Annotated in this window: 9 protein-coding genes; 4 read left to right on the top strand and 5 right to left on the bottom strand. The window is 72.5% G+C overall.

Going from position 1 to position 19,018, the window contains the following annotated elements; all coding sequences use genetic code 11:
- Positions 1-148: 148 nt before the first annotated feature.
- Positions 149-1,420, bottom strand: coding sequence for an acyltransferase family protein (locus tag J3P38_RS17775; RefSeq protein ID WP_246856053.1), 1,272 nt, complete (start codon positions 1,418-1,420; stop codon positions 149-151).
- 149 nt (positions 1,421-1,569) lie between these two features.
- Here J3P38_RS17775 and J3P38_RS12245 point away from each other — a divergent pair, with 149 nt between their 5' ends.
- Entirely contained in the window at positions 1,570-2,553 is a 984-nt protein-coding gene (locus J3P38_RS12245; RefSeq protein WP_210503832.1) for a DUF3068 domain-containing protein, read from the top strand.
- 51 nt (positions 2,554-2,604) lie between these two features.
- Here the strand turns inward: J3P38_RS12245 and J3P38_RS12240 are convergent, their stop codons facing one another.
- From J3P38_RS12240 to J3P38_RS12230, 3 genes are all read right to left on the bottom strand, one after another.
- Complete coding sequence (locus J3P38_RS12240; RefSeq protein WP_210503831.1) at positions 2,605-3,858, bottom strand: SGNH/GDSL hydrolase family protein; 1,254 nt, start codon at positions 3,856-3,858, stop codon at positions 2,605-2,607.
- Positions 3,859-3,897: 39 nt separating this feature from the next.
- Entirely contained in the window at positions 3,898-4,716 is an 819-nt protein-coding gene (locus J3P38_RS12235; RefSeq protein WP_210441118.1) for a class I SAM-dependent methyltransferase, read from the bottom strand.
- Between the two features lie 83 nt (positions 4,717-4,799).
- Positions 4,800-7,328 (bottom strand): Ig-like domain-containing protein, encoded by a 2,529-nt coding sequence (locus tag J3P38_RS12230; protein ID WP_246856136.1) that lies wholly within the window; start codon positions 7,326-7,328, stop codon positions 4,800-4,802.
- 229 nt (positions 7,329-7,557) lie between these two features.
- On the opposite strand from J3P38_RS12230, the gene J3P38_RS12225 reads away from it, so the two are divergent.
- From J3P38_RS12225 to J3P38_RS12215, 3 genes are all read left to right on the top strand, one after another.
- Entirely contained in the window at positions 7,558-8,460 is a 903-nt protein-coding gene (locus tag J3P38_RS12225; RefSeq protein ID WP_210503829.1) for a phosphotransferase family protein, read from the top strand.
- Between the two features lie 240 nt (positions 8,461-8,700).
- The gene (gene rpsA, locus J3P38_RS12220; RefSeq protein WP_210441112.1) at positions 8,701-10,197 is read left to right on the top strand and encodes a 30S ribosomal protein S1; all 1,497 of its coding nucleotides are present in this window, start codon (positions 8,701-8,703) and stop codon (positions 10,195-10,197) included.
- Positions 10,198-10,282: 85 nt separating this feature from the next.
- Positions 10,283-11,125: a patatin-like phospholipase family protein gene (locus tag J3P38_RS12215; protein ID WP_210503828.1), complete on the top strand. Its 843-nt coding sequence runs from the start codon at positions 10,283-10,285 to the stop codon at positions 11,123-11,125.
- Between the two features lie 52 nt (positions 11,126-11,177).
- Here J3P38_RS12215 and J3P38_RS17770 read toward each other — a convergent pair whose 3' ends face one another.
- A complete protein-coding gene (locus J3P38_RS17770; RefSeq protein ID WP_246856052.1) occupies positions 11,178-18,863 on the bottom strand; it encodes a PKD domain-containing protein in 7,686 nt (2,561 codons plus the stop codon).
- Positions 18,864-19,018 lie beyond the last annotated feature (155 nt).

Here is a 19,018-nt window from a genome sequence, read left to right as displayed (position 1 = left end):
GGGCGGCGGCCCTCGGCCTCGTCCTCGGGTGGCTGGGCCTCGCCGTGGGCCTCGCCGGTGCGGCGGCGTCGGTCGTGGCGCGCCGCTGGCTCACCGGCGCGTCGGTGGCGTGGGCGGCAGGTCTGCCCGTCGTCGTCGCGGGCCTGGTCTACTGGTGGCGGCCGCTGGGCTCCGCCGACGGCTGGGCGGGGGCGCTGCTGCTGCCCCAGCTGCTGGTCGCGGTGGCGCTGGGCGCGCTGGTCGCGGGCGACGTGCGCCTGCCGCTCCGGACGTCGCGCAGGCGCAGGGCCGGGCGCTCCACGACCCGGTGAAGCACCTCGGAGACGACGAGCGACGCTGCCAGGGTCAGCACGAACAGCTCGACGCCGCGCCCCTCGAACAGCGGCATGTCACGCCAGTCGGCGACGAGCTCGAGCAGCAGCAGGTGCACGCAGAAGATGCCGTACGACAGGTGGCCCACGTGTCGCAGCGCCGGTGAGGCCAGCACCCGCGCGAACCGCCCGTCGGCCGGCGCGAAGATCCCGGGCAGGATGACGAAGCCGGCGATCGCCGCGTAGAGCAGGTTCTTCGTCAGCGCCGCGCCCAGGGTGGTCGGCGCCAGGTCGGGTGGTCCCGCGAGCGGGGTCGCCGCGATGACGAACAGCGCCCCGGCGGCCAGCCAGCACAGGCCGGGGGAGCGGCCGAGCTCGCGCACCACGGCCGTCGCACGGTCGGTGGCGGCGCAGTCCGCGCGGGAGCGGACGTCGTACGACGCCAGGAGGATGCCGGCGGCGAACCACACCAGGTAGGACGGCAGCCAGAGCCGGATCATCGTCCCCCCGCCGTCCCAGCGCACCGAGAGGTCCATCAGCCACACGACGGTCGTCCCCGTCATCGCCAGGGCGAGGAGCCCCAGGCGGTCGGCACCGCGGCGACCGCCGCGACCGCGCGAGAGGCTCAGCCACATCAGCAGCGGCAGCACGAGGTAGAAGGCCACCTCGGTCGCAAGGCTCCACATCTGCGTGAGCCCGTCGGGCAGGCGGTCGTCGGCGTAGATGTCGGCGAGCAGCAGCGTCGAGACCCACTGGCCGGTGCCCGCCCCGCGGTTGCCGGGCAGCAGGGTCAGCGCAGCGACGGCCGTGACGACGTACACCGGGACCAGGCGCAGCGCCCGCTTCCAGAGGTAGTGCGTCGTCGAGGGCGGCGGCATCCCGTCGCGGTGTCGGGCGATCCACGGCCGGGACAGCAGGAAGCCGGAGAGCACGAAGAACACCGCCACACCCACGTCGAGCCGGGACAGCGCCGTCCCGTAGACCGGGTGCGCGTACGCCCCGGCCCAGAAGGCGGCGTGCGTGGCGAGGACGGCGACCGCGGCGACCGCCCGCAGCGAGTCGAGCGCGGGGAAGGCGACCGGGGAGCCGGGACGGTCGCGGTGCAGCATGCGGGCGAGTGTCGCACGCCGCTCCCGACGGGCCCCGTCACCGGCGTCGTGGCGCCCGGGCGGCGGTCCCGCCGAGTTCGGTGCCGGCGAGGTGACCGGCTGGTAACGTTCCGCCGTCGCGTGACCACCAACACATCGAGGGAGCACAGGTGGGTAAGAAGCTAGGCGTCATCTTGACGGGCTTGGGCGTGTTCGTCCTCGGGGTGGCGCTGCTGGCCCGGTTCTACGCCTACGACCGGCTGGCCGTGGTCCCGCTCGACCAGGACACGGTCTCGGTCTCGGAGGGCCGGGGCGCCACGATCTTCGACATCGCCAGCCAGCAGGAGATCACCGTCGACCTGGTCTCGACCCGCAACGTCGTGGGCGACGTCGAGGCCTCGGAGGCGGCCAGCGACGAGCTCGGCCGCGACATCGCCGTGTGGGAGACCCTGGTCTACACCGACGAGCCCGGCGCCGAGATCAGCGCCGACAACCCGCCCCGGTCCGGCACCCACGACCTGGTCGCCTTCGACCGGCACACCGGCGAGACGGTCAAGTGCTGCGACACCTACACCAGCACGACGGCCGACGACCGGGGCGTGGAGGTGAAGGACACCGTCGGCTTCGAGGGCCTCTACTTCAAGTTCCCCTTCCGGACCGAGAAGAAGACATACCGCTTCTGGGACGGCTCGCTGCGCGAGGCGCCCGAGATCGAGTTCGAGGAGGTCGAGACCATCGAGGGGCTCGAGGTGTACCGCTTCGAGCAGGTGATCCCGGCGACGACCGTCGGCACCGTCACCGCTCCCGCCTCCTTCTTCGACATCGACGAGGAGGGCGACGTCACCATCGACCGCGTCTACTCCAACACCCGCACCTTGTGGATCGAGCCGGAGACCGGCGTGATCATCCGCGGCCAGGAGGACCAGCTCAGCGTCGCCGAGTACGAGGGCGAGCAGGTCGCGACCCTGACCGACGTGACCATCGGCTACAACCCCGAGACGATCTCCGACAACGTCGACACCTACTCCGCCCTCGCCACCCAGCTCAAGGCGATCCGCATCTGGGTGCCGATCGTGGGTGGCGTCATCGGCCTGCTGCTGCTCGTGGCCGGCCTCGCCATGCTCCGCCGGCGCTCGCCGTCGCACGCCGCCTGAGGCTGTTCCGACTGTGCCTCCCGGCCGGCGGGCCGTCGGGCCCGCCGGCCGTCACTCGCACGTGGTGGGATCCGCCCCTCGGCGCGCGGCCTCGCGGCCGTCGCTGCGCCGGTCCCCATCGGTGTCGGCGTCGGACGGGTCGGTCCGGACGACGCGACCGTCCCTGAGCCGGTGGCCGCCGGCCTCCTGCCGGTCGGCGAGGCCGTCGCCGTCGGTGTCTTCGAGCCAGGCGACGCTCGCGCTCCGGAAGCGCTGGCGCACCGCTCCGGAACAGGCGACCACGCGCTGGCGCAAGACGTAGCCGCGGACCTCGCGTCCGTCGGCGATGCCGTCGCGGTCGGTGTCGGCGCGCCGCGGGTCGGTGCCGGTGCCGAGTCCCCTGCGCGTCAGCGCGAGGGCGTCGGTGAGCGTGCGGGCGAGCAGCGCGTGGCCGGCGTCGGTGAGGTGGACGGCGTCCGGTCCGATGAGGTCGTGGGGGTCCGCGCCGAGGGCGTCGTGGGCCTCGAAGGTGCTGCCGAGGTCGACGAAGGTCGCCCGCGGGAGCCGGACCGCGAGCTGCTGCAGCGCGTCGCGATAGGCCCGCCACGCCTCGAGGTCGACCTGGTAGCGACGCACGGGCTGGAGCAGCACGTGGCACGGCCGTCGGTCGCTGGCGGCGTCGATGCGACGCACGACCGCCTCCACCTGCGTGGCGAAGGTCGCGGGCGGCACCTCGGCGACGGAGTCGTTGGACCCGATCAGGTGGACGACGCAGGCGGGTCGCAGCACGCGGACGGCGTACTCGTGGGCGTCGGTGACGTAGGTGGCCGCGGTCGAGCCGCCCACGCCGCCGTTGATGCCCTGGACGCCGGGATCCTCGTCCGGGCGGTCGGTGCTCTCGCCCAGGCCGCGCGGGGGCGACGGCGCAGCGGGGGCCGCCGGGAAGCGCGCCTGCAGCCGCGCGACCACCTGGTCGACGAAGCCGGCCGCCGGCGAGCTCGCCCCGACGCCGTAGGTGGTGGACGAGCCGAGGAAGAGCAGCCGGACCGGCTGGCTGCGCCGCCGCGCGAGCGCCGTGGTGAGCGGGGCGAGCGACGGGCGCGACGCGGCGGTCGCGCCGAGCTCCCTGCGGTCGCTGAGCCCGTCACGGTCTCGGTCGGCGATGGGGGCTGCTCGGGCGGCGGCCGCGACGGGTGCGGCCGGCGACGCGGTGCCCGCCCCGACGGGGGTCGCGGTCAGGCACGCGCAGGTGCCGGCAGCGACCGCGGCGAGCGCGGTCAGCACCACACGGCGTCGCGGGTGCCGGTCGGGTCGGGACGCGCGCATGGCGCAGGCTACCCCGACCGGGGGGCTCCGGCCGCCGGGTCAGCCCGCCAGGTGCGCCACGAAGATCGCGGTGCCCGGTGTCAGCAGCCCACGCGCCCGTGACCAGCCGCCCCACACCCGCTGGTTGTCCTCGGGCCACTCCGGCTCCACGAGGTCGACGAGGGTGAACCGGTGCCCGGCCAGCAGCCGCACCCAGTCACCCAGCGTGCGGTGGTGCTCGACGTAGGAGACCACTCCGGTCGCGTCGTCGACCTCCACGTAGGGGGTGCGGTCCCAGTAGGACTGGGTCGCGGTCAGGCCGGCCTCGCCGGGGTCGTCGGGGAACATCCACCGCGTCGGGTGGGTGACCGAGAACGCGAAGCGCCCGCCCGGGCGCAGGACCCTGGCCACCTCGGTGAGGGCGGCATCGATGTCGCTGACGAACTGCAGTGCGCCGAAGGAGCAGAAGACGATGTCGAAGCTGGCGTCGGAGAACGGGAGGTCCGTGGCGGTGCCCCGCACCGACGGGACACGCACGCCCGTCTCCTGGTCGAGCCGCCGGGAGTGCTGGAGCTGGCGGTGGGAGAGGTCGAGGCCGAACCCTCGTCCGCCGCGGGTGCGCACCCAGCGCGAACACTGGCCGGCGCCGCTGCCGACCTCGAGGACGTCACGACCGGCGACGTCGCCGAGCACGCCCAGCTCGTCCTCGGTGTGCCCCTCCGGCCCCCAGACGAACCCCGCGTCGCCGAGGAAGGCGCCGTGCGTGGCCTGGTACTCGTCGGCGTACCGGTCCCAGTCCGGGCCGTTGGCCCGTCGTGACTCCTGCTCCGAGACGGCCCTGCGCTCGACGCGGACCGACTGCGGCTGGTGATCGTCCACGTCCCGGAGCGTAGTGCCCGGACGGCGAAGGACCGGGGTCCCGGGCAGTCACCTGCCCGGGACCCCGGTCCCGGTCGTGTCGCTCAGCCGATGCCGTAGGTCTCGGCGCCGTTGGCCAGCCGGCCGCTGCGGATCCGCGGGTCACGCGGTCCCGAGCGCCAGTCGGCCGGGTTGGACCTCGCCCGGACCTCCGCGCCGTCGCGGACGCCGCCACGGTCGGTGTCGCACTTGGTGGGGTCGGTCTTGTCCTTGCCCCACCGCTTGTTGGCCTTGCCGGTCATCTCGACCTTGTCCTGCAGGCCGTCGCGGTCGGTGTCCTTCCTGGTGGGGTTGGAACGGGTCATGCCGATCACGAAGGTCTTCTTCCTGGTCTTCACCTTCTGCTTGATCTTGTAGCCCCGCACCTCCTTGCCGTCGGACAGGCCGTCCTTGTCGGTGTCCTTGCGCAGCGGGTTCGTCCGCACGACGATCGAGTTGCGGGCCTTCTTCCCGCACACCTCGAAGCGCTCGCGGATCCGGACCCCGGCGACCTCGCGACCGTCGGTGATCCCGTCACCGTCGGTGTCCCGGTCGTTCGGGTCGGTGCCGTGGACGTTGACCTCCGCCCCGTCGGTGAGCCCGTCGTCGTCGGAGTCGGCGTCGAGCGGGTCGGTGTGGGTCGTGTTGACCTCCTGGCCGTCACTGAGCCCGTCGTTGTCGGTGTCGGGGTCGTTCGGGTCGGTGCCGATCGTGACCTCCTGCTGGTCCGGCAGCCCGTCGCCGTCGGTGTCACCGGGGCCGGCCACGACGGTGAACGTCACCGAGTCGGCGGGACCGGTGTTGCCGCTGGGGTCGGTCTGCGTGGCCGTGACGGTGTGCGGACCGAGCGGGAGCGTGACCGTCGAGGAGCACGACCAGGTGCCGTCGGCGCGCACCACGGCGGTGCACAGCACGGTCGTGCCCTCGCTGACCGTGACCGTGGCGCCGGACTCACCGGTGCCGGTGATCAGCGGCGTCGGGTCCTGGACCGTCGCGCCCTGGGTCGGCGAGGTGATGTCGGGCGCCGCCGGCGGCGAGGTGTCGCCGGTGCTGGGCACGATCGTGACGGTCGTGGTGTCGGTCGCGGTGTTGCCGGCCGCGTCCTCGGCGGTGGCCGTCAGCGTGTTCGCCCCCGGCAGCAGCGGCAGTGCCGGCGTGCACGACCAGGTGCCGTCCTGCGCGACCGTGGTGGTGCAGACCGTGGCACCGCCCTGCGTGACCTCGATCGAGGCGCCGGGCTCGCCGCTCCCGCTGATGGTGGGAGTCGGGTCCGTCGTCGTGGATCCGTCGGCCGGCAGCAGCACGTCGACGGAGGTCGAGGTGTCCACCGTGAACGTCGTGGTGGTCGCCGGGGACTCGTTCCCGGCTTCGTCCTCGGCGGTCGCGGTGTACGGGTTGGTGCCGTCGGGGAGCGGCTGGCCGGGCGTGCAGCTCCAGGCGCCGGTGGCGTCGGCGACGTCGGAGCAGACCTCGGCGCCGCCCGGGCTGGTCACGACCACCGTGGACCCGGGCTCAGCGGTGCCGGAGAACTCCGGCGTCGAGTCGTTCGTCGTGGACCCGTCGGCCGGCGTCACGATCACCGGGGCGGCCGGCGCCTGGTCGTCCACGGCGCCGCACTCGACACCGCCCTCGGGAGCGACGGCCTCGACGGCCATCGGCGCGATGTCGAGGCTGACGTCGGCGGCGTCGAGGAGCCCGACGTCGAGCACCTGCAGGTCGATGGACAGCAGGGCGCTCGCCCGCGCCGCGCCTGTCGCGCCCGCGGACAGGTCCTCGGCCGGGTACGCCGTGATGGAGAGGTTGACCAGCGGGTCGAGCAGCACGGGCAGGTCGATCGGCTGCGGCTGGCCGTTGGTCGGGATCGGGATCCGCTGGTCGCCGACCGTCGCGACGACCGTCGGCGGGTTCAGGTAGCCGGCGCTGCCGTTCGTGCCGTCGGACTCCGCCTGGAGGACGACCGGGCTGGTGACGTCGACGGTCACCGCGTCGCCGAGCAGGCTGATGTCGCCGACGGTGGTGGTCGCGCGGGAGACCACGTCGGACCCACCCGCGCCCGCGTCGTCGAGGAAGGTCCGGGTGCGCGTCTCCGACGCCTCCACGTCGGCGAGCGTTCCGACCCCCGGCAGGGACGCGAGCGTGAGGCCGGCGAGCTGGGTGCGCGCGTCGGACAGCACGCGGTGCCCGTCGGCGTTCGCCGGGACACAGGCGTTCGGACCCTCCCAGGCCGCCTGCGTGTCGCCCTGGACCGCGCCGACGGTGACCGCCGGTGCCAGGGGGACCGCCAGCAGCGTCTCTGCGGCCGGGTCCTGGCTCGGCGGGGCCGTGGCGGTCTGCTCGTCCAGCGTGAGGCCGGTGTCGGCGAGCGACCCGCCGACGTTGGCCGAGGTGGCGGTGCTGCTGCCGCCGGTGGCGGTGCTGGCGACCGTGCTCAGGCTGTGCCCGACCTGGACCCCCGCCAGGTCGAGTCCGAGCAGGTCGACGTCGAGGTCGACGATGTCGCCGTGGGCGGTCGCCGAGTACGGCGCCGGAAGTGGCGCCGCCGAGGCGGGCGCCTGGGTCAGGGCCAGGACCGACGCCGGCAGCGCGACGGCCATCGCCACCGCCGCTGCCTTCCTCGGCCGGCCAGCTGACCGGTGTGTTCGTGGATGCATCTCTACCCCCTGGTGATGTGGATGCTGCGTGACCCACGAGAATCCCACGCAACCGTTACGGCTGATCTAACCCGAACAACGACACGGCCACGCACAAGTGACACAAATCGCTACCCGTTGGGGTGAAAACGTTCGTCGAAGGTTGCGCCGCCGGACATGCCACGATCGACTCGTGACCTCCCCGGACGCCTCCCTGACCGTGCTGCCCGGCGGCCACTCCGGTCGCACGTTCCTCGGCGAGGCGGCCGGCGACCGGGTCGTCGTACGGCTCTACCCGCCCGACGACCGGCGCGGTCCGGAGGCGCCCGAGGTGGACGCCGCGGTGGTGCGCCTGGTCCGGGGGCTGGTGCCGGTGCCGGAGGTGGTCGAGGTGCGCCGCGCGCACCCCGGCACCGGGCAGCCGGGGCTCCTCGTCACGTCGTGGCTGCCGGGGGAGCGCGGCGACCTCGCCGTCGCCCGGCTCACCGCCGCCGGCGACGCGGACGGACTCCGCCGACTCGGCCGGGCGACCGGCACGCTCGCCGCCACCCTGGCGGGGATGCCGATGCTCCGGCGCGGCCCGTTCGCGGACGCCGAGCTCTCCGTGGGCCGGTTCCCCGACGGCGGTCTCGTGGACTGGGTGCGGGAGCGGCTGCCGACCTGGCCCGAGGCGGAGCGTCGCGGGCTCGTCGAGGTGGCGCGTGTGGCCCAGGAGCGCCTGGACGTGGTCGACCGCGCCTGCCTCGTGCACAGCGACCTCAACCCCAAGAACCTGCTCGTCGACCCGGCGTCGCTCGCGGTGACGGCGGTCCTCGACTGGGAGTTCGCCCACGCCGGGCACCCGTGGACCGACGTCGGCAACCTGCTGCGCTTCGAGCGCCACGCCGCGTACGTCGAGGCGGTGCTGGACGCCTGGACCGACCTCCGCGGTGGTGAGCCCGCCGCGCTGCTGGACGGCGCACGCGCCGCCGACCTGTGGGCCCTGGTGGACCTCGCAGCTCGTGCCGGCGAGAACCCGGTCGCCGACCGCGCCGCGCGACTCCTCCGGGCCGTCGCCCGGACCGCCGACCTCCACGCCTGGCCGGTCGGCGGCTGAGCGTGGGACGATGGCGCGGCGAGCGTGCGGCGAGCGTGCGCCGCCGGTTGGACGCGGGCGTCCGGGGACGCGTAGGCTAGCGAGCTGCGCCAGTCGTCTGCCCGGCTCCCATACCGAGCGGACCCGGGCTCGCCGGGCCCCCGTCAGTGACCAGTCCACGACCGGTCACGGGGAGGGCCAGTGAAACGGACGGCTGCGTGCGTCCGCACGACTCCACCCATCCAAGGAATTCACTTCCACATGACGAGCACGCTCTCCTCTCTTCCGGCCCACTACGACGTGGCTGGCGACGCCCCGCAGGTGGCCGTCAACGACATCGGGTCCGAAGAGGACTTCCTCGCCGCTATCGACGAGACCATCAAGTACTTCAACGACGGCGACATCGTCGACGGCACCATCGTCAAGGTGGACCGCGACGAGGTCCTCCTCGACATCGGCTACAAGACCGAGGGCGTCATCCCCTCGCGCGAGCTCTCGATCAAGCACGACGTCGACCCCAACGAGGTCGTCACCGTGGGCGACAAGGTCGAGGCCCTGGTCCTCCAGAAGGAGGACAAGGAAGGCCGTCTGATCCTGTCCAAGAAGCGGGCTCAGTACGAGCGTGCCTGGGGCACCATCGAGCAGGTCAAGGAGGAGGACGGCGTCGTCGAGGGCACCGTCATCGAGGTCGTCAAGGGCGGCCTGATCCTCGACATCGGCCTGCGCGGCTTCCTCCCGGCATCGCTGGTGGAGATGCGTCGCGTCCGCGACCTGCAGCCCTACGTCGGCCAGACCCTCGAGGCCAAGATCATCGAGCTCGACAAGAACCGCAACAACGTGGTCCTGTCGCGCCGCGCCTGGCTCGAGCAGACGCAGTCCGAGGTCCGCCACGGCTTCCTCACCCAGCTGCAGAAGGGCCAGATCCGCAAGGGTGTCGTGTCCTCGATCGTCAACTTCGGTGCGTTCGTGGACCTCGGTGGCGTCGACGGCCTCGTCCACGTCTCGGAACTCTCCTGGAAGCACATCGACCACCCGTCCGAGGTCGTCGCCGTGGGCGACGAGGTCACCGTCGAGGTCCTCGACGTCGACATGGACCGCGAGCGTGTCTCCCTGTCGCTGAAGGCGACCCAGGAGGACCCGTGGCAGCACTTCGCCCGTACCCACCAGATCGGTCAGATCGTCCCGGGCAAGGTCACCAAGCTGGTGCCCTTCGGTTCGTTCGTCCGCGTCGAGGAAGGCATCGAGGGCCTGGTGCACATCTCCGAGCTCGCCGAGCGCCACGTCGAGATCCCCGAGCAGGTCGTCCAGGTCAACGACGACGTCATGGTCAAGATCATCGACATCGACCTCGAGCGTCGCCGGATCTCGCTGTCGCTCAAGCAGGCCAACGAGACCGCCACGGCCGCCGACGTGGAGGAGTTCGACCCGACCCTCTACGGCATGACCGCGACCTACGACGAGCAGGGCAACTACGTCTACCCCGAGGGCTTCGACCCCGAGACGGGCGAGTGGCTCGAGGGCTACGACGAGCAGCGCGCCACCTGGGAGGAGCAGTACGCCAAGGCGCACGCCCGCTGGGAGGCGCACGTCAAGCAGCAGGAGGAGGCCAAGCAGGCCGAGGTCGAGGCCGGCGAGGCCACGTCCTACTCCTCCGGCGGCGACACCGCGGCCGAGACCGGTGGCGACACCGGCGGCTCGCTGGCGTCCGACGAGGCGCTGCAGGCGCTCCGCGAGAAGCTGACCGGCGGCTCCAACTGATCCGCTGAAACCACCTCGCACGAAGGCCCGCCGGGATCCCCGGCGGGCCTTCGTCGTGTCAGGGTGCGTCCGCTAGAACTGGCGCATGACAGGAAGCGGCACCTCGGCCCTGGTCCTCGGCGGCGGTGGGATCACCGGCATCGCGTGGGAGCTGGGCATCCTCCACGGCCTCGCACAGGCAGGCGTCGACCTGACCGGGGCCGACATCGTGGTCGGCACCTCGGCCGGCTCGGTCGTCGGCGCCCAGGTCACCAACGGCCAACCGCTCGAGGAGCTCTACGCCACCCAGCTCGAGCCCGCGGACGCCGAGCTCGGTGGCCGGATGTCCCGGATCGCGGCGCTCAAGCTGGTGCCGCCGTACGCCCTGCCCGGCAGCGGGCGGGCGAAGCTCGCCCGGGTGGGGCGCGTGGCCGTGGCGTCGCACGCCCCCGGCAGCGCCGACCGCGAGGGCGTCATCCGCTCGCGCCTGCCGGTGCGCGACTGGCCCGACCGCGACCTCCGGGTGACCGCGGTGGAGACCGCCAGCGGCGAGTTCACCGTGTTCACCCCCGCGTCCGGCGTCGACCTCGTCGCGGCAGTGGCCGCGAGCTGCGCGGTGCCGACGGTGTGGCCGCCCGTCGAGATCGCCGGCCGGACCTACATGGACGGCGGCATGCGCTCGACGGCCAACGTCGACGTCGCGCGCGGCGCCGAGCGAGTGGTGGTGCTGGCCCCGCTGCCGCGCGCGATCAGCAAGAAGGCCTCGATCCGCGCGCAGCTCGAACGGGTGGCCCCGCGCGCCTGGTCGGTGGTGACCCCGGACGCAGACGCGCTGGCGGCGTTCGGGCGCAACCTCCTGGACCCGTCCAAGCGCGCGGTCGCAGCCGAGGCGGGCCTGCGCCAGTCGGCCGACCTGGTCGACCAGGTGCGAGGCGTCTGGGAGGCGTAGGGCCGCGACGCCCCGCACCCGCCGGCCCGGCGGGTGCGGGGCCGCGCTCGGATCAGCGCAGGACGCGGACCCACCAGCGGACGGTGCGGGAGTTGCCCGCCTCGTCACGCACCGTCACCAGGACGCGGTGCCTGCCGGGGGCGAGCGCCTTCGACGTCGCGACCAGCATGCCCCTCCGGCTCACCCGCACTCTGGCTGCGGCCCGGCCGTCGAAGCGCACCTTCACGTCGCCGGACCGCAGCCTGTCGTGGCGGTCGCTGATGCGCACGCGCACCGTGGGCGTACGGTCCCGCGTCGGCTCCGTGCCCGACACCAGGCGTGCCTTCGGCTTGCCGCGGTCGACGGTCCACGTGCGCACGGCCGGGCTGGCGTCGGTGTTGCGGGCCCTGTCGGTCGCGCGGACCCTCAGCTCGTGCTCGCCCTGCGCCAGCTTGGTGAACGTCGCCGGCGACGCGCAGGCCGTCCAGGCCTTCCCGTCGAGGCTGCACTCGAAGGTGCTGCCCGGCTCGGAGGAGGCGAAGGTGAACGTCGCCGCCGGTCCGCGCGCCGCGCCCGTCGGACCGCCGGTGACGGTCGTGTCCGGGGGAGTGGTGTCACCCGTTCCCGGGGCCGTCGGGTCGGTCGGGTCGTCGCCGGTGACGACGATCTCCACCGAGGAGGTGACCTCGTCGGTGCCGTCCTGGCTGCCCACGGTCACCGTTGCCCGGTAGGTCCCGGGCTCGGTGTAGGTGTGGGTCGGGCTGGGGCCTTCAGCGGTCGTGCCGTCGCCGAGGTCCCAGGCGTACGTCAGCCCGGCGGTGCTGGGCGCCAGGTCGACGCACGCGATCCGCTGCGAGCCGTCGTCGGGGTCGTGGACCACGATCGACCTCGCCTTGGCGCCGGCACGCTGCGTGCTCGTCACCACGACTTCCCCGCTGGCACCGTCGGCGTCCGCGGTGAACATCGGCCAGATCTCGTTCTCCTCCGAGTAGGGCAGGGTCTCGTCGAAGCGGAAGTGCGGCCCACCGTTCGCGTCACCGCAGGCCCGCTCGTGCACGTGCACCATGTGCGGGGCGTTCGGCTTGACGCCCGTGACGTCGATCGTGGTCACCGTGGTCCCTCGGGAGCGGACCATGGAGGCCGTGCCGGCGGCGTCGGGGTAGGCGTGGAGGCCGTGGGCGAACGCCAAGAACGTGCCCTCGGTCACGACCGTGGTGTCGAGCTGCACCTCGAGCGGGGCCTCGCCGGTGGCCGGCGTGGCCGTGGCCTCGATCTCCGGCAGGGACTCCACGTCGATCTGCACCGTGGCCGAGCCGGTGTTGCCGTCCTCGTCCGTCGCGGTCAGCCTCGCCTGGTAGGTGCCCGGCTCGGTGTAGGTGTGCGACGCGAGCGGCTTCGGCCCGGCCTGCGAGGACGTGCCGTCACCGAAGTCCCACTGGTAGGTGATGGCTCCGCCCTGGTCGTCCTCCGCCGTCCCGCTGAAGCCCACCACGAGCGGGGCCCGGCCGCTGGTCGGGGTCGCCGTGGCGGTGACACGTGGCGCCTCACCGGTGACGGTGATCTCGAACTCCTCCTCGTACGTCCCGCCCTCGCCGTCGCTGACGGTCAGGGTCGCGGTGTACGAGCCGGGGTCGGCGTACGTGACGTGCGCGTGGGCGGCCGTCGACTGGTCGGACGGACCGTCACCCTGCCCGAAGTCCCACAGGTAGGTCAGGTCGTCGCCGTCCGGGTCGGTGGCGTTCGCCTCGAAGTGGACGTAGAGCGGCGCGGAGCCCTGGCGCGGGTCGACGAACGGGTCGGCCGTGGGCGGCTGGTTGTCCGCCGCCGGCTCCTCGACGATGACGGTGCCGCGCATGGTGGCGCCGTGGATGCTGCACCAGTACTCGTAGGTCCCGGGCTTGGTGAAGGTGTAGCGCACCGGCTCGCCGCCCGGGTTGCGGTACTCCTGCAGCTCGGGCTGCCACGCGGTGCCGGAGTTGAGCGAGGTCAGGTCGTGGCCCATCGTGGCCTGGTCGAACTGCCACTCCACGGTGTCGCCGACCTCGACGGTGACGGTCGACGTGCCCGTGTCGGCGGAGCGCCAGTAGTTGCCCCGCGCCTCGTCCACCGCGTCGACGACCCAGGTGCGGGTCTCGGCCGGCTCCTCGACCACGACCTCGACGGTGTCCTCGGCGGTCTGGCCGTCGGGGTCGGTGACCGTCACGGTCGCGGTGTAGGTGCCCGGCTCGGTGTAGGTCCAGGACGCGTCCGCGGTGGCGGCGGTGTCGTCCTGCGTGCCGTCCACCCCGAAGTCCCAGGCGTGCTCCAGCTCGCCGCCCTCGGGGTCGGTGCCCTCGCTGCTGAAGGCGACCGTGAGCGGGGCGGTGCCCGAGGTCGGCTCCGCGGACGCGGAGACGGTCGGGGCCTCGCCCTGCTGCTGGCCGGACCAGCGGAAGAAGTCGAAGTGCGCGACCGGGTTGCCCGGGGCCCCGCCCTTCAGCGCCATCACGCCCACGCGGGGGTTGGTGATGCCGGCGAGCGTGCGGGGGTCGCCCACCTGCACGAACTGCTGCCCGTCGGTGGAGTACGAGCCGCGCAGCTCGGTGCCGTCCGAGGTGAACCGCAGCCAGAACGTGGTGGGGAAGTCGTCGGGCAGGAAGGGCCCGTCGAAGCTGCCGCCGCCGGTGTTCCAGTTGCCGGAGAACTGGAAGTCGTTGTTGCTCGGGCTGGAGGACTTGAGGAACTCGATCCACTCGTTGTCGTCGCCCTTGTCGACGAACGTGAGCTTGGCGAACCCGGAGCCGCCGCTGCCGGCGACCACGAGACCGGCCTGCTGGCCCGCCTCCGTCGGGTCCCACGTGAGCTTCGTCGTCGCCGTCCACGCGCCGTCCGGGGCATCCTGGGTGATGACGTTGCTGGTGTCGTTGTACTCACCCGGGCGGGCCGTCAGGTGCAGCGCGCCGCCGGAGACGTCGTACGCCGTCTCGTCGGGACGGCGCACCGTCCAGTGGCAGTTGTCGAGGAGCTCGGTGTCGTCGAACTCGTCGGAGCGCTGCGGCTGCTCGCACGGCGGGGGCGGGCCCTCGGCGCGGACGCCGGAGACCGCGAAGACGTGCAGCTTCGGGTTGACCGGGAGGGTCAGGGTGTCGGGCTGCTTGCCCGCCTCCAGGGCGACCCGCTGGGTGAAGATCATGACCCGTGGCGAGGTGTCGCCGCCGCCGTTGTGGCGGTACGGCATGTCGATCGCGATCTCCTCGCCGAACTTCGGCGTGACGGCCCAGTCGGTGAAGCGCAGGGGCACCTGCGCGGTCGTCCCGTCGTTGTAGGTCAGCGTGCCCTGCTCCTGCACGTCGCCGTTGTGGGCGGTGGCGAGGATGCTGAGCTCGTCGTAGGTGCCGGTGGGCAGGGAGATGACCTGGCCGTCGGCCTCGACGTTGTTCAGCTGGCCGTCGGCCGGGCTGCCGAAGTCGTAGTCCACGCCGTTGAGGCGCACCGGCCCGCCGTCCGGCTGCACCGCCGGCGGGAGGAGCTCGGCGGCGAAGGACCAGCCACCGCCGTCGAAGTTGCCGTCACCGGGGTTGGCGTCGGTCGAGATGCCGTCGTTGTTGAACAGCTCCGACAGGTCGGCCACCGGCCGGCACTCGCCGTCGGCGAGCACCTCGATGCGCACCGGGCTGGTGCCCGTGTTGCCGTCGGGGTCGGTCGCGGTGACGGTCGCGGTGTACTCGCCGGCCTCGGTGTAGGTCCACGTCGGCGACTTCTCGGTCGAGGTGTCGTCGTCCGTGCCCTCGACGCCGAAGTCCCACCTCCAGGTGACGGCCTGGTCCTGCGGGTCGGTCGCGGAGGCGTCGAACTCGACCTCGAGCGGCAGCACGCCGCAGCGCGGCGTCGCCGTCGCGGTGGCCACCGGGTCGACCAGGACGGTGATCTCCTCGGTCTCCCGGGTCAGACCTCGGTTGCCCTCGGCGTCCACGGGGGTCACGCGGGCGGTGAAGGTGCCGCCGTCGCTGTAGGTGTGCGAGACCTCCGCGCCGCCCGTCACCGGGTCGGACCCGTCACCGAAGTCCCACTCGTAGGTGATGGCGTCGTCCTGCCGGTCGATGCCCGTCGCGGTGAAGTCCACCGTGAGCGGCGCCCCGCCGCGCACCGGGTCGGCCGTGAGGGTGTTGACGAACGGCTCCTGGACCTCGAGCTCCTTGACCTGGATGTTGCGGAAGCTCACCTCGTCGGCGTCGCCGTGGTTCTGCAGGCCGATGTAGCCGCCGGTGCCGCGCGAGCCGTCGGAGGTGTACTCGTTCACGACCTGCCCGTTGAGGGTCATCGTGTAGGTCTGACCGCTCACCCGGATCTCGTAGTCGTTCCACTCCCCGAGGGGCCGGGCGTTGCGCCTGTCCTCCCGGTCGAAGTTGTAGACCGAGCCGGTCTTCTGCGGCTCGTCGCCCGGCTGACCCTCCTTGATCTGGATCTCGTGGCCGTGGTCGACCGCCACCCAGGGGTCCTCACCCGGGTCGGGGAACCGCGTGAACACGCCGGAGTTGTCGCCGTCGTCCGACAGCTTGAACTGCAGCTTGACCACGTAGTCGTCGAAGGTGCGCTCGGAGTACCAGAGCAGGCCGAGACCGCCGGAGCTGGTCAGGGCACAGTTCTCGACGGTGAAGCCGCCGGGGCCCGCCTGCTTCCAGGCGGACAGGTCGGTGCCGTCGAAGAGCAGCTCGTAGCCCTCGTCGGGCGTCGGCGGGGCGGCGCAGGGCTGGCGGACGATCACCTCGACCGCCTTGCTCGTGGTCTTGCCCGTCTCGTCCTCGACCGTGACGGTCGCGGTGTACGTCCCGGGCTCGGGGTAGGTCCACGACGCCGTGGCAGTCGTGGCCGTGTCGTCCTCGGTGCCCTCGACCCCGAAGTCCCACGCATAGGTGATGTCGTCGCCGTCGGGGTCGCTCGCCTCCACGGCGAAGTCGACGTCGAGCGGCGCCAGACCGTCGCCCGGGGTCGCGGTGGCGGACGTGATGACGGGGGAGGTGTTGCCCGCCACGCCCTGTCCCTCGACGCTGAGCTCGTCGAAGTTGATCTCCCCGCCGCCCGAGTAGACGAAGAAGAGCGGGCGGCCGCCGGCGTCGGCGTCCCGTGCGGTGATGGGGGCGCTGACCGTCTTGTAGAAGTACTGGCCCTGCGTGCCGCCGTCGAGCGGCACGGTCGCCACGACCGGTCCGTCGGCGGCGCCTGCCCGCAGCTGCACGGCTGCGCCGGCCTGGGGTCCGCCCGAGTAGCGGACGGAGACGTCGGTCATGTTGACCAGGCTCATCGGGTCGAACATGACCCAGTCGCCGTTGCCCATGCCCGTGATCAGGCCGCCGCCGCCGGGGCGGGTGCCGGACTTGTCGTCGTAGCCGGTGTAGCCCACGCCCTGGCGGTTGGTCGCGTGCTCGGCCTGGCGCAGCTTGGGCTGGAGGATGACGGTGTCGCTGCCCGAGAGGGGCGCGTTGGCGCCGTCGTTCGCGCCGCCGTCACGGTAGGTGGCGATCAGCACGCCGTAGGTGTTGGCGTCCGGTCCGTGGTCGGCGGAGGCGGCGGTGCGGATCGTGCCCGCGCAGCCGTTGACCGACAGGTTGGGGTGCACGTGGATGTCGTGGCCCAGACCCTCCTGGACGACGACCTCGGAGCAGTCGACGGTCTCCTCGGCGTCCTGGACGTCGACGACGAACGGGATGTCGTCGCCCGAGGCGTAGAAGCCGCCGTCGGCCGGCAGCTCGATCCGCACCCGGGGCGCGGTGTTGCCGACATTGACCACGACCTGCGCGGTCGCGGTCTTGCCGGTCGAGTCGGTCACCGTGAGCAGCACGGTGTAGTCGCCGGCGGTCTCGTAGGTGTACGACGGGTTGGCCGCGGTGGAGTCGGTGTCGCCGTCACCGTCGAGGTCCCAGGCGTAGGTCACGGCGTCGCCGTCGGGGTCGCTCGTGCCGGCGCTGGTGAACTCCACCGACAGCGGGGCGTCGCCCTCCGTCACGTCGGCGCCGGCCCGGGCGACCGGGGCGGAGCCGTTGATGGCGTAGTCGATGCGGACGAGCTTGGTCTGCGGCGAGCCGGAGAAGAACCCGGTGCCGTACTCGAGGACGTACATCGAGCCGTCGGGACCGAACTCGAGGTCGCCGGGCGCGACGAAGCCGCTCATGAAGTCGTTGACCGCCACGATGTTGCCGGCGGCGTCCATGCGGACTTCCTTGATCCAGCCGCGGCTCATCTCCGACATGAAGTAGGAGCCCTCGTAGTGCGCCGGGAACGCGGTCTCCTTGGCGGCGGTGTTCTGCGACTGCCGGTAGACCTGGCCGCCGGTCGGGGTCGAGCCCTGGACGGCGGAGTACTTGTACGGGCCCACGTCGGAGTACGGAATCCACGCGTCGGTCATCGGCGGCAGCGTCCGCAGGCCGGTGCTGTTGGGCGAGTCGTTGACGTCGGCCATCTCGTCGGGGTCGTTGCACGGGAAGCGCTTCGGCGAGCCGTCGGGGTTGGTGCGGTAGCGGTTGGCGACGAAGTCCCAGTCGACGTAGGCACCGCCGAAGTCCATGTTGGTCAGGTCGTCGCCGACCTCGCCGCCGCAGTAGGGCCAGCCGCCGTTCATGGCGACGTCGGTGCGGTTGAACTCCTCGAAGTGGCGGGGGCCGCGGTTGGGGCTGTTGACGCGCGAGTCCGGGCCGACCTCACCCCAGTAGACGACGTCGGTGTCGGCGTCGACGCCGAGGCGGTAGGGGTTGCGTAGTCCCATCGCGAAGATCTCGGGCCGGGTCCTGGCGGGGTCGGCGTCGGGGTGGAGGGCGGTCGGGTAGGCGCCGCCCTCGCCGAACAGGTTGCCCTCGGGGATGTCGTAGGAGATGCCGTCGCCGGGGGAGGGGTCGACGTCGCCAGCGTCGTCGTTGCGGGGGATGACGCGCAGGATCTTGCCGCGCAGGTCGTTGGTGTTGGCCGAGGACTTCTGGGCGTCGTAGTCGGAGCGCCCGGGGCGCTCGTCGTGGGGGGAGTAGCCGTCGTTGTCGGAGGAGGAGGTGTTGTCGCCCGTGGCGAGGTGCAGGACCCCGCCGTCGCCGAACTGCAGCGACCCGGCGGAGTGGCAGCAGACGTTGCGCTGGGTGCCGACCTCGAGGACGACCTTCTCCGAGGACTTGTCGATGAACGTCTCGCCGCTGGCGCTGGTCTCGACGGTCAGGCGGGAGAGCCGGTTGGCGTTGTGCGAGGCGGGCAGCGGTGCGTAGTAGACGTAGATCCAGTTGTTGGTCGCGAACTCCGGGTCCAGCGTGATGCCGAGCCCGCCGTCCTCGAGGCCGCTCCACACGCCGAGGCTCGGGTTGTTCATGATGATCTCGATGCTCCCGTCGGTCGGGTCGTACATCGAGATGTCGCCGGCGCGGGTGATGAAGAAGACCCGGCCGTCAGGGGCGACGGTCAGCTCCATCACCTCGCCGAGCCCGGTGCCCTGCCCGAGGACGACCTTCTGGAACTTCGAGAGGTCGGGCGCGTCCGCGGCGGCGCCGCCGGCCGAGTCGCTGGCGGACGTGCCAGCAGTCGTGCCCGTGGTCCTGCCCGTGGACTCGCCCGTGGTCCTGCCCGTGCTCGTGCCCGTGGTCGTGCCGGCGGAGTCGTCGGCAGCACCGGCGGCGGAGCCGGAGGCGGGTCGTGGCACCGGGTCGGGCACCGCGGCCGCGACCGGCACGGTGAGGCCGAGCGCCAGCGCGAGGCCGGTGAGCGCGGAGAGCAGGGAGACGGGGAGCAGGCGTGACCGCTGGTGCATGGAGAGGGCCTTCCACAAGCCGAGTTCGAGTGGGGCACCACAGGCGTGCGGTCCTGTGACGGCGATCACGCTAGGCCCGACTTTTGCCTCAGGTCAAGCAAAAGTCGTCGGGTGCACGCCAGAACGGCGCCCGCACGCAGTGCATGCGCCGCCCT

The sequence above is a fragment of the Nocardioides xinjiangensis genome (assembly GCF_017916455.1).
Classification (GTDB): domain Bacteria; phylum Actinomycetota; class Actinomycetes; order Propionibacteriales; family Nocardioidaceae; genus Nocardioides; species Nocardioides xinjiangensis.
The sequence above is the reverse complement of the archived record's forward strand: the minus strand, read 5'-3'. Positions and strand labels throughout refer to the sequence as shown.